Here is an 11,954-nt window from a genome sequence, read left to right on the forward strand (position 1 = left end):
ATACCAGGGTAAACCTGGCAGAATTTTCAGCCGCTGAAGTTACGGCCCTGTGGGCTTACTCAGGGCAATTTGGATTTTTCCGATATCAAACTGGAATCTATTAATGAGCAAGATCACTGTTAGTTCAGAAGCCCAGGCATATTTACTCAGCATCATTGAGAAGCAGAAGATCGATGGCCTTGCCATTCGTCTTACTGTTAACAATCCTGGTACTCCTGGTGTTGAGAGCGGTATCCTGTACTGTCCAAAAGAGTACATCACCACTAACGACCTTCACTTCAAGATGGAGGGTTTTGAGGTGGTAATGGACAGTGACATTGCTGATTTCCTCGATGAAACCGTGATTGAGCTGTCCAAGGATGATTCAGGTGAGGATCTGCTGACCCTGCACGCTCCAAACCTCAAGCGCAAGCTGCTGGGCGACGATGCTTCCTTAAAGGATCAGGTAGCCTACTACATTGAGCGCTTTGTCAGCCCTTCACTGGCAGGCCATGGCGGTGCTGTAAAGCTTGTCGAGCTTACCGATGACGGCATTGCCCGCGTTGAGTTCTCCGGCGGCTGCAACGGCTGCTCCCTCGTTGGTGCCACCCTGCACGACGGTATTGAAAAGCAGCTCAAGGTTGCCTTCCCTGGCCAGATTAACGGCGTAGAAGACGCTACCGACCACACCAAGACCGAAGAGAGCTTTGCTTAAGTTCTGACTTCGTTTCTGGTCAGTTATCTGACTGGACACCGTACCGGTTTCAGGCATGGAGCCGACGATGCGGTCCTTGCGGCAGCCTCATCATGCTGCATTTAAGAAAAAGGGCATGTCACAAAGTGACATGCCCTTTTTCTATTGCTGCTGTCTTCAGCCTCTATTCGGTGGTGATCTGGCGGCTTAGCAGATCATAGGCGGCCTGAGGGCCTGGTTTGTGATTAATAAGCACCTCATAGAGCTCAAAACAGATAGGCATTTCAACCTGGAGTCTGCGGGCCAGATCTGCAACTACGCTGACCATGTGACAGCCCTCTACTACCTGTCCTATTTCTCTGAGGGCCTCATCTATTTTCATGCCTTTGCCCAGCATATAGCCCAGACGGCGGTTACGGGACTGATTGTCAGTACAGGTAAGCATGAGATCGCCCAGTCCCGACAGGCCCATAAAGCCCCGTTCGCTGGCACCCAGAGCCGTACCCAGACGAATTATTTCAGCAAGGCCACGGGAAATAAGAGCGGTACGGGCATTGGCACCAAAACCCAGACCATCGGACATGCCTGCACCAATGGCAATTACATTCTTTACGGCGCCGCCCAGCTGCAGCGCGGTCAGATCATGGCTCTTGTATACACGGAAGGTCTTGGTATGCATGAGCTGACACAGCTCTGTAACGAAATTTTCATCATTGCCGGCACAGGCTATGGCGGTAGGCATGCCTGAGGCCAGCTCTTTGGCAAAGGTAGGTCCTGACAGTGAGGCAATAGGCAGGACAGGGTAATCAGGTGAGGTCATATGTTTAATGATGACCTTGGAGAGCAGCTCTCCTGAGCTGTCCAGGCCCTTGGTGGCCCATGCAAGGCGCTGATGGGGCTGCCAGAAAGGTTTGATTGCCTGAAGGGTGTCGACAAAGGCACTTGATGGCACGACCAGCAGCACATCGCGGGCAAAGCTCAGTGCCTCCTGCAGTGAGGCTGTGACATGCAGACTTTCAGGAAAGGTAATGCCAGGAAGATAGCGCTCATTCTGGCGCGACTGCTCCATGTGACTGGCCTTTTGCCCGTCACGGGCATGCAGCATGACCGGAAATCCTTTGGAAGCGACAGCCATGGCAAGGGCGGTTCCGTAGGATCCCGCGCCAATGACGGTCAGTGCTTGCGATAGGTGCATAAAATGCCTCTTGATTTGTTTGAAGTTACCGTAGCTGTAAGACCGGCCGGCAGCACCGCCGCTGCCCCATCCCCATGAGCCTGAACAGTACGGCTTATGGCAGCGGCTACAGGGCCTTGATGCCATGATGCCATGATGCCATGATGCCATGAGGCCATGCCTGCCACGTTGCTCATGCTGTCAGCAGCGCATTGCGGTGACAGTATTGCTCTTTGAGGGCAGTCATGCCCTTTAAGGGCTGCGATGCCTGCTGTGTCAGCCCAGATGCGGCTACGCTGTCCTGTGCTGCGGCACTGTGCCTGTACACAGGGCGCTGATCATGGTTCTCACATGCTCCGGTTGCAGCTGCGCCGCCTTTGGTGCTGCACTATTTTAGCGGCAAAGTTTACAAGTCCATACAAAAGGCCGCGCTTTTGTGCGCACCGTCCTGCATCTGAGGTTGTGCTGCCCCATAAAGGCACGGTCTTACTGACTGTGCTCAGTTGCAAAATGCCTGTTGCTGTTGCGTCTTTTTAGACGCACTCAGGTGAAGCGGGCTGAGCAGGCTGCGCAGGTGGTCAATATTGACCGGAGGCTCAGGCGGGGTGGGTGGGGCGTTTTGCAGCGCTTTGTTCAGCAGGCTGGATTGTGGCGCGCAAAGAGTTATTTAGATGTATACATGATGGTTTATGAGCATCAATATGAGGCTGTCCTGTATCCAGGTGGTATGACATCCAGGGGATATAAGGCAACTGTCATACATGTGCAATTTTCATCAAGGGCTGCCCGGCAGGCCTCTGAGCAGCTGTAGTTTATGGGGTAAGTTTCAGGTGGTGGGACGGGATGCCTGAGGGCTGAAATTGCGCTGTGGCGCGGCATTGGGTCGACTGTGAAGAGACGTGGTCGGGAGGCTGATGTCGGCAGCGCGATCCGGCTTTGGGTATGTATCTTGGTATTTGCCTGGACAAAATACGCAAACCCTGCACAGATTTGGGGTCTTTTATTTTTCAAATAAGATGATCAAGTTCTATCAATTAAGGATTTTTTTAGGCTAAAATAGCTTTGGTTCAAAAGTATTGTTAGAAATGGCTTCTAACACTCATTCGTGGAGAAAAAAATGAGCTTAATTGAAAGTTTAGCCAAGTACGGTATCACCGGTGCTACCGAGATTGTCCACAACCCATCTCACGAGACTCTGTTTGCTGAGGAGACCAAGGACTCCTTACAGGGCTTTGAGAAGGGTGTTGTCACCGAGATGGGTGCAGTCAACGTAATGACTGGTATCTACACTGGCCGCTCTCCAAAGGATAAGTTCATTGTAAAGAACGAGGCCTCCAAGGAAATCTGGTGGACCTCTGACGAGTTCAAGAATGACAACAAGCCTGTAACTGAAGAAGCCTGGGCCCAGTTAAAGTCCCTGGCTGGCAAGGAGCTCTCCAACAAGCGTTTATTCGTTGTTGATCTCTTCTGCGGCGCCAACGAGAACACCCGTCTGAAGATCCGTTTCGTTATGGAAGTAGCTTGGCAGGCTCACTTTGTTACCAACATGTTCATCCGTCCTACCGAGGAAGAGTTAAAGAACTTCGAGCCTGACTTCGTTGTTCTGAACGCCTCCAAGACCAAGGTTGAGAACTACAAGGAGCTGGGCCTCAACTCCGAGACCGCCGTTGTATTCAACCTTGCTGAGAAGATGCAGGTCATCATCAACACCTGGTACGGTGGTGAGATGAAGAAGGGCATGTTCTCCATGATGAACTTCTACCTCCCATTAAAGGGCATTGCTGCCATGCACTGCTCCGCCAACACCGATCTCGAAGGCCAGAACACTGCCATCTTCTTCGGTCTGTCCGGCACTGGTAAGACCACCCTGTCCACCGATCCTAAGCGTCTGTTAATCGGCGACGACGAGCACGGCTGGGATGACGACGGCGTATTCAACTTCGAAGGCGGCTGCTATGCCAAGGTTATCAACCTCTCCAAGGAGAATGAGCCTGACATCTGGGGTGCCATCAAGCGCAACGCCTTATTAGAGAACGTAACTGTTGATGCTTCCGGCAAGATTGACTTCAGCGACAAGTCCGTAACCGAGAACACCCGTGTTTCTTACCCAATCTACCACATCAACAACATCGTTAAGCCAGTTTCCAAGGCTCCAGCTGCCAAGCGTGTAATCTTCTTATCCGCTGACGCTTTCGGTGTATTACCACCAGTATCCATCCTCTCCAAGGAGCAGACCAAGTACTACTTCCTCTCCGGCTTCACCGCCAAGTTAGCTGGTACTGAGCGTGGTATTACCGAGCCTACCCCAACCTTCTCCTCCTGCTTCGGTGCTGCTTTCTTAACCTTACCTCCAACCAAGTACGCTGAAGTTCTGGTTAAGAGAATGGAAGCTTCCGGCGCTAAGGCTTACCTCGTTAACACCGGCTGGAACGGCAGTGGCAAGCGTATCTCCATTAAGGATACCCGTGGCATCATCGACGCCATCCTCGACGGCTCTATCGATACCGCTTCTACCGCTACCATTCCTTACTTCAACTTCACCGTACCTACCGAGCTCAAGGGTGTTGATACCAAGATTCTGGATCCACGTAACACCTACGCTGATGCCTCTGAGTGGGAAGTTAAGGCCAAGGATCTGGCTGAGCGCTTCCAGAAGAACTTCAAGAAGTTCGAGAGCCTCGGTGGCGACCTGGTTAAGGCCGGCCCACAGCTCTAATCTGCTTTCAGCTTAGTCAGGGGCTGCAACCTCTGATACTTTGAAAGTTAAGATAAAAAAAGCCCGGGAGACTTTGTTTCCCGGGCTTTTTTTATCTCTGATTTCCGCGCACAGACACCTGCAGGCCTCCAGGGGCCCGTCCAGCCTCCACCGCAACCTCTTTCACTAGCTGTCGGCTGCTGGCCCTTTGCCCTGGCTGCCGCCGGCAGCTGCCAAATGCAGCCGCCTGTGCCATTCAGGCCCTGGATCCAGGCTAATAATCAAGACAAGCCACACGACGTTGTGCATACCCGGCACAGGCATGCTTGCAAGTGCCATCTGTTGATGATGCTGCAGTCGCACGGCGCGCCGCACAGATGCGCTGCCGGCCTATATAAAGATGCAGATGGGAGCACTGGGTCAATGGCGTGTGAACGGCGGCGCACAGGCAGGCTGGCACCTGAATGATTGTGCACAGGCAGGCCTGCATCTACATGGTTAAGTACATGCAGGCCTGCATCTGAATGCAGATAGCGGGAATGATGCTGGTGGGGATGGCAATGACAGGCTGGGGGCTTATAATGCAAGGGGCAGCTTATAACTGTAAAGCTGCGCCAGTATCCAGGTAAGCCGGAGATCTCAACCATGGCTAAAAAGCCTTACATCACTGCTCAGGGATATGAGCTTCTCAAGAAAGAACTTGACTATCTGTGGCTGGAAAAGCGCCCGGATGTAACTGCCAAAGTATCATGGGCAGCAAGTCTTGGTGACCGCTCTGAGAATGCTGATTATCAGTACAACAAGCGTCTGCTGGCTCAGATCGATCGCCGCATTCGCTATCTACGCCGTGTGCTCAATGATATTCAGGTGGTCGAGTTCAATATCCAGCAGGAAGGCAGGGTCTTTTTTGGAGCCTATGTTGAAATTGAAGCTGATGATGACGAATCCATCATGCAGATCCGCATTGTAGGTGGTGAGGAGATCTTTGGCCGCAGCAACTACATTTCGGTAGATGCCCCTATGGCAAAGGCCCTGCTGGGCAAGTCTGAGGGTGATGATGCCGTGGTACATACCCCTAAGGGCAATCGCACCTGGTATGTCAACAAAATCAGCTACAAGTGCCCTCAGTGGTTTACCGAACAGCCTCCAGTGATTAACGATCATGACACCATGGACGATGAGGATGATGCTGCCGGGGCAGAGGAGCTCAGCCCCGAGGATCTCAAGAAGCTTGAGCAAAGCTATATGAGTACCCTGGTCAAATAGCACACTGATACAGCCGTCCTGTATGACGCGGTCGCCTGCATGGGCCGCATGCCCCAGTGCGCAGGGCGTGTCCTGCAATGGCGTCGCGTGACTGTCTGTCAGACGAGGGGCCTGCACGGCAGTCATGCAACTGCCTGTCAGGATATGTGTCCGCCGCAGGAGGCATGCGAGCACCTGTCAGGATACGTGTCCGCCGCAGGAGGCAAGCGAGCACCTGTCAGGATACGTGGCCGCCGCAGGAGGCATGCGAGCACCTGTCAGGATATGTGTCCGCCGCAGGAGGCATGCGAGTACCTGTCATGATATGTGTCCGCCGCAGGAGGCATGCGAGTACCTGTCAGGATGCCTGTCCGACATATGCTTTATGCAAAGAAAAAGGCAGCCCGCCGGGGCTGCCTTTTTCTTTGTATCAGGCATCTTTTTCTACTACCTGACCGCGTTTGCTGTGAGGAATAATGCTGCCGTACTTGCGGCACAGAGCAAAGTTGATAAGACCTACAGCTGTGTTCTTGTCGCTGAAGCGCTCCAGGAAGTGCACATTCTGCTCACGAAAGCGCAGCAAAATCATGCGGGCCGGGTAGCGACGGGTAGCTGGAATCTGGTAGAAACCGGTTATAGGGTCATAGCCGGCCTTGATGTTGCCGTCAAAAGGGTTCTGGGAAGAGCCGCTTTGAGGATACTCGTGACCTTCAAAGGCATAGTCATCACCAGGATTCTCTTCACTGTAGCTGCCATCTTCAGGGTTTTCTTCCTGGTTCTGGCGACGGTGACGTCTTTTGCGGCGGCCGTCAGCGTCTACATAAATTTCATCTTCGGCGTCTGCAATACCATGCTGCTGAGCTGACAGCAGGGAGTTTTCACCATCGGTATTTCCACGGCGGTCACCAATATGAGACTGAGCCTTGGAGCCATGAGACTCATTGAGCTGAGGGATACTGGACTTTCTCTGGGTATCACGGCGTGCCTCATCTACCTCCTTTTGAAAAGGTGGCGGAGCAACGCTTACAGCAAAAGTGGAAGCTACATCCATCATAGGATATCCTCGGGGCCTTCTAACCTCAGTACAAGCAGTTGGCTGTCAAGAAATTCTGCCGTCTGGACTTTATTTTTTCAGGAATAAAACGGGCAGACTGATAAAGACACTTTAAGGTAATCAGCAGTGAAAATTCAAGTTATTTCGGTCACAGCTGAGACCTGGTCGATATTAATCACATATTTGGCGCAATATTTGGCGCAGATGCCATCACTTTTATCGATAAAAGGGTTTTGTTGCCATCACCCGTATTTTTGTCATTGCACCTTTCACATTTGAACAGGCTGGCACACAGGCAGTGCAGAGGCGCCTGCAGGGGCATCTGTACAGGCAGCGCAGGGGCAGCTGTACGGGCAGCCGTAGTGCTGTTCTCAGCTGCGCCTGCGGGATGACCCTGCGCTGCAGTCATATTCCTTTGTAAATTACGAAGCGCCATTATCCTGGAGAGCATCAATGGCGTTGCTGCAGCCTCCTGCCCTGCTGCTGCAGCAACATCTGGCCGTGCCTGCGGTCGTTGCTGTTGCCGCTGGCGCTGCCGCTGCTTGCGCAGATTTATGCGCTGCAGTCATCGTTGCTGCTGCCGCCGCCGTTGCCGCAGCCGCCGCTGGCGCTGTTGTGTGGGCTTGTGCCTGGACTGTTACGGCCGGGCATGGCGCCGGTTTCATTGTACTCATTCTGATTTGACTGACTTCTCAGCTCTGATATGTCCAGATTCTCAAGGAAAGTGGTAACTACTGATCCAAAAAGCTCCGGCTCAGTAAACATAGGGCTGTGAGATGAGTGCTGGAATACGAAACTGCTGTGGTTTGGATACTGCTCAAAGTAAGCACCCAGTGAGCATGGTACCAGAGGATCATTACGCCCAAACAGATGCAGTGACGGCACCTTAAGGTGCTCCATTGAAGGACGCTCATCAATAAAGGTAACCATGCGTATGCCGGCCATCAGCACCTCATAGGGAATATTAGGGCGGTGCTTTAAAAAAGATGCCGCATGCTGCGAAGCGCAGCTGCACTCCCCCTGCAGCGGGGAAGAGACAATCATACGGTAGAAAATATTGAGTATGCGCTTCATACGGTGCTCATTGAGCTTGGTATTGCATTTGAGCACCTTTACCGCGCTCATGCCCTTCCAGTTAGGATCGGACGGGAAGCGTGGTGAGCCGCATACTGTAACCAGAGAGCGGATAAAAGGACGTGATTTGCTCAGGGCAGCAAGCAGATTGACAGGACAGCTTGGCCCCTGACCTGCAGGTATGGATGCGCATGCGGCGCTGCCCGAGCCTCCCTGATGTTCACGTACTGCCTGCTCGGCAGCAAGGGCAGCCTGCATTACTGACGTGTGAGGTGTCTGCAGCGTGGTCAGCGGGTGATGGGCACTGAACTCATCAAGGGCGCGGATATTGGGATTGGACAGAATGCCGCTGCGAAATGAGCTGATGTTGATGCAGGGATTGTACAGAGTGCTGATGGCACGCAGAGCGTAAATGGAGCCAAATGACCATGACATCAGATCGCAGCCCATAGGCAGGGTGTTGAGCAGCAGATAGTTGGTAGCTGAAAAGTCATCAGCAATAGAGGCCAGATGACGGCTTTTGCCGTAGCCTGGCAGATCAATAAGGTAGATGTCGCGATCAGGGAACATTGAGGCCAGAGGCATCATGCATGAACTGTCACAGCCCCATCCATGAATAATGGCCAGAGGTGCTCCTCTGGTATTTCCTGCGCGGGTATAGCCCAGTCGATGCATAGGTAATCTTCCCTGTAGTGATTCCTTACGGACCTTATCAGCTCCCTGGACTCTCCAGTCCCGGCATTACCAGGTCGCCTTTGCCAGGCCGCCTTTGCCTGCAGTTGCTCAGGCAAGGTCAGCGCCTGGGGCATGAGTCAGGGGCTAAGAGATATTGTTTGCCATTGCTCTATTGCAAGGCAGACCTGGATATAAATATCACGGATTAACGCATATGCATTAGCAATGTTGTCATCTAACGTGATGCTTATCGAATTTAGATGCCATTATGGGGCGGCTGTGACCACTTGCTATGCACTCAGCACTGTTCACTCCTGCACGGAACAGGGCCTGCCCGACTGGCTGGCTCAGTACGCAGGCAGTCCGGCAGTGGCTGCAACATCCCGGCGGCTGCAGCCGGCGCATCCACAGAATGAGCTGCCGCAGGTGATTGCAGGCTGTATGCCGGGTATTGAGATGTGCTTATGGGAAAGGATAGCGTGTGCCGGGAAACTCAGGCATCACTTAAGCTTTCATCTTTTTTGCGACGGCTGCTGCGCCTTGATTTGGGAGGGGTAATCATGCTGATATCCATGCCCGGGGTGATGCGGGTCAACTCAAAGGTGGAGGGGCCGGTACGCTTTACAATGTAGTTTCTGAATGAAGGGTTTTCCTCAAGAAAACTCTCATAAAGGCGTACGTACCCAAGCCCGTCTTCAGAGTCGATGCGACCAATGGTCTTCCTGTGCCTCGAGAATGACATGCCTATTTCCTTACCGTCTTTGTTGATATGGTCAGGAACCCATACATTAAGGTAGGTGCACAGATAGAAACCTTTGCCACTTGCTACTCTGGTTATGATGGTTTTTGGCAGTGTGGGCACAGCTGTGCTTTTGTTTTTTCTGATAGCTGCCATGGCATAGTCCCCCAATAAAGCTAGGTATATCAGTCATTATACGCCCGTATGATATGTTGTGAGCAAAAAATCTGTACTGATGGATATGTATTAAAAAAAAGAGGCAGATCCCTCAGGGGATCTGCCTCTTTTTTCTCAGGCTGAACAGCCGCGTTATCAGCTTTTCAGGCTGTATCAGCAGTTTTTAGCCTTGCGGTAGTTGATGATGTCCTCAATGGAAACTACAGTCATATCGTGCAGCTGGGCAAAGGCGCAGACACGTGGCAGACGGGCCATGTCGCCATCAGGGGCGCATAACTCACAAAGTACGCCGCACTCGCCAAAGCCGGCCATACGTGCCAGATCAACAGTGGCTTCAGTATGACCTTCACGCTCCAGTACGCCATTTGGACGGGCTACCAGAGGGAACATGTGACCAGGAGCAGCAAGGTCAGAACGCTTTGCATCCTTGCGCAGAATGGTCTTGATGGTCTGAATACGGTCAGAGGCGGAAACACCGGTGGTGACATTCTCAACTGCGTCTACGGAAATAGTAAAGGCAGTACCGTAGGTAGAGGTGTTCTCGGTTACCATCATAGGCAGACCAAGCTCATCGGCACGCTCTTTCTTAAAGCATACACAGACGATACCGGAGCACTCGCGAATCATAAAGGCCATCTGCTCAACAGTCATGGTCTCTGCAGCGAATACCAGATCGCCCTCGTTTTCACGGTCTGCATTGTCAACGACTAACACGCCACGACCCTTGCGCATGGCGTTCAGAGCAGCTTCAACACGCTCGATGGAATCACTGCCGAAGCTTTGAAGTAAATTAATGGACATCTTAATATCACTATATTTGAATGGGGTTACAGCCTGAGGATAACCAGCGGCTGGCCTTGAATATGTGCACTTTTGGTTCGTTGTGCTCTCGCAGACAATTATAGGAGCTACAGTCGTGATGCGCAAACAGGCCCTGATTTTCTAAAAAAGATCCTCAAAAACAACCAGATACCTGGATATGTTGCCAGGAGCAACAGTACTTTTCGTCGACTTTATCCTCGAAAATGAGACGAAAAAGCCCCTGTGTCCTGCTGTCTGTTTGCCGCAGCACTGCTGCCGACCACTACGGCCAGCAGGCACGGCCAGCAGGCACTGCCAGCAGGCAGCGCAGAGCTGCTGGGCAGCTGGCCCATGCAGTACTGCTGCCCGGTGCAGATTAGCCCTGCAGCACGGGCCACATGCCCATGGACTGGACTTCACCTGTCATCATGTGAATGTGGTGCTGTTAGCTCAATTGTGTGACTAGAAGTTCATGCTGTCAGGCGGCTGCAAAGTTTGCCTTAGCAGCTATTTAAGCGCAAGTATCAGTTGAGCTGCCTGGGACATCTCTCGCAAATTAACTGCCTTTTCCATGGGTTGCCTGGCAGGTGAGAGTACACAGGCAGGGGACAGGTCTCCTGGCAGAAGTCAGATAAATATATGAGCTGGAGCCTGTTGGGTATGCATGAAAAAGCCCTGAGCGCAAAGTGCGGTTCAGGGCTTTTTCATGCTGCATCAGCTCCTGCAGCGCCGGGACTGCTGCATTAGCCTTGCTGATTATCTGGTGCCTGGGAAGCGACGGGCGTCGAGCATGATCTGCTTCATTTCCTTTACGGCCTGAGGCAGACCGACAAAGATAGCGCGGGCGATAATGGCATGACCGATATTGAGCTCTTCCATCTCAGGAATGGCGGCTACGGCAGCGACATTGTCGTAGGTAAGGCCGTGACCTGAGTTTACATGCAGACCGCGTGAGCTTGCGTAGGCAGCCATTTCAGTGAGAACGGCAATGTGCTCATCGCGCTCCTTGCGAGTGGTTGCATTGGCATAGGCACCGGTATGGAACTCGATATATGGGGCACCGGCGGTGACAGCAGCGTCAACCTGCTCCTTAACCGGGTCAATAAAGAGGGAAACCTCAGTACCGACTTTGGCAAGGCGCTCAACAGCCTGAGCTACACGGGAGATATCACCGGCAACATCAAGGCCGCCCTCAGTGGTAACTTCCTCACGGCGCTCAGGTACCAGACAGGCTGCCTGAGGAGCCAGAGCTACAGCAATAGCCATGACATCATCAGAGATGGCCATTTCCAGGTTGAGTTTGGTCTGGACTGTTTCACGGATAATACGCACATCGCGGTCCGTGATATGGCGACGATCTTCTCGTAAGTGGGTGGTAATGCTGTCAGCACCACCCAGCTCGGCCAGAGCACAGGCGGTAACAGGATCAGGATAGCTTACGCCACGGGCATTACGCACAGTGGCTACGTGGTCAATATTGACGCCTAAATAAATGTTGCGCATATCAAATCTCTAGATCATTACCGGAAAAGATACAGTTGCAGGAAGATATCCATGCTCTCTGGGGGCATTTGGCCGCCTGCAGCCTGCTGCAGCTGCCCTGCACAGCTGCAGCGGAGGCCAGCTGCCTGCAGCTGCCATGTTCAG

General features: G+C 52.7%; 8 protein-coding genes and 1 pseudogene. 3 read left to right on the plus strand and 6 right to left on the minus strand.

The window, feature by feature from the left end; genetic code table 11:
* Positions 1–103: 103 nt before the first annotated feature.
* Positions 104–694 (plus strand): NifU family protein, encoded by a 591-nt coding sequence (locus tag MXE39_RS02660; protein ID WP_246976941.1) that lies wholly within the window; start codon positions 104–106, stop codon positions 692–694.
* Between the two features lie 163 nt (positions 695–857).
* On the opposite strand, the gene MXE39_RS02665 is transcribed toward MXE39_RS02660, so the two are convergent.
* Positions 858–1,868, minus strand: coding sequence for an NAD(P)H-dependent glycerol-3-phosphate dehydrogenase (locus tag MXE39_RS02665; RefSeq protein ID WP_246976939.1), 1,011 nt, complete (start codon positions 1,866–1,868; stop codon positions 858–860).
* A 1,096-nt stretch (positions 1,869–2,964) separates the two neighbouring features.
* Between MXE39_RS02665 and pckA the strand changes: the two genes are divergently transcribed.
* Both pckA and greB read left to right on the plus strand, forming a co-directional pair.
* Positions 2,965–4,563 (plus strand): phosphoenolpyruvate carboxykinase (ATP), encoded by a 1,599-nt coding sequence (pckA, locus tag MXE39_RS02670; RefSeq protein WP_246976937.1) that lies wholly within the window; start codon positions 2,965–2,967, stop codon positions 4,561–4,563.
* A 624-nt stretch (positions 4,564–5,187) separates the two neighbouring features.
* Positions 5,188–5,670, plus strand: a pseudogene (gene greB, locus MXE39_RS02675) (transcription elongation factor GreB); the annotation flags it as partial.
* Between the two features lie 547 nt (positions 5,671–6,217).
* Here the strand turns inward: greB and MXE39_RS02680 are convergent.
* The 5 genes from MXE39_RS02680 to pdxJ form a co-directional block, all read right to left on the minus strand.
* Positions 6,218–6,841, minus strand: coding sequence for a hypothetical protein (locus MXE39_RS02680; protein ID WP_246976933.1), 624 nt, complete (start codon positions 6,839–6,841; stop codon positions 6,218–6,220).
* A 552-nt stretch (positions 6,842–7,393) separates the two neighbouring features.
* Positions 7,394–8,590, minus strand: a complete 1,197-nt coding sequence (locus MXE39_RS02685; RefSeq protein ID WP_246976931.1) for an alpha/beta fold hydrolase — start codon at positions 8,588–8,590, stop codon at positions 7,394–7,396.
* 493 nt (positions 8,591–9,083) lie between these two features.
* Positions 9,084–9,485, minus strand: coding sequence for a hypothetical protein (locus tag MXE39_RS02690; RefSeq protein ID WP_246976928.1), 402 nt, complete (start codon positions 9,483–9,485; stop codon positions 9,084–9,086).
* 174 nt (positions 9,486–9,659) lie between these two features.
* Positions 9,660–10,307, minus strand: a complete 648-nt coding sequence (gene ribB, locus MXE39_RS02695; RefSeq protein WP_246976925.1) for a 3,4-dihydroxy-2-butanone-4-phosphate synthase — start codon at positions 10,305–10,307, stop codon at positions 9,660–9,662.
* A gap of 756 nt (positions 10,308–11,063) precedes the next feature.
* Positions 11,064–11,810, minus strand: a complete 747-nt coding sequence (gene pdxJ, locus MXE39_RS02700) for a pyridoxine 5'-phosphate synthase (RefSeq protein ID WP_246976922.1) — start codon at positions 11,808–11,810, stop codon at positions 11,064–11,066.
* Positions 11,811–11,954 lie beyond the last annotated feature (144 nt).

This window comes from Anaerobiospirillum sp. NML120511, from assembly GCF_023050955.1.
Taxonomy (GTDB): Bacteria; Pseudomonadota; Gammaproteobacteria; order Enterobacterales; family Succinivibrionaceae; genus Anaerobiospirillum.

Coding starts and splice junctions, on each gene's coding strand:
- MXE39_RS02660 (WP_246976941.1), top strand. CDS start 104: ATGAGCAAGATCACTGTTAGTTCAGAAGCCCAGGCATATTTACTCAGC.
- MXE39_RS02665 (WP_246976939.1), bottom strand. CDS start 1,868: ATGCACCTATCGCAAGCACTGACCGTCATTGGCGCGGGATCCTACGGA.
- pckA (WP_246976937.1), top strand. CDS start 2,965: ATGAGCTTAATTGAAAGTTTAGCCAAGTACGGTATCACCGGTGCTACC.
- MXE39_RS02680 (WP_246976933.1), bottom strand. CDS start 6,841: ATGATGGATGTAGCTTCCACTTTTGCTGTAAGCGTTGCTCCGCCACCT.
- MXE39_RS02685 (WP_246976931.1), bottom strand. CDS start 8,590: ATGCATCGACTGGGCTATACCCGCGCAGGAAATACCAGAGGAGCACCT.
- MXE39_RS02690 (WP_246976928.1), bottom strand. CDS start 9,485: ATGGCAGCTATCAGAAAAAACAAAAGCACAGCTGTGCCCACACTGCCA.
- ribB (WP_246976925.1), bottom strand. CDS start 10,307: ATGTCCATTAATTTACTTCAAAGCTTCGGCAGTGATTCCATCGAGCGT.
- pdxJ (WP_246976922.1), bottom strand. CDS start 11,810: ATGCGCAACATTTATTTAGGCGTCAATATTGACCACGTAGCCACTGTG.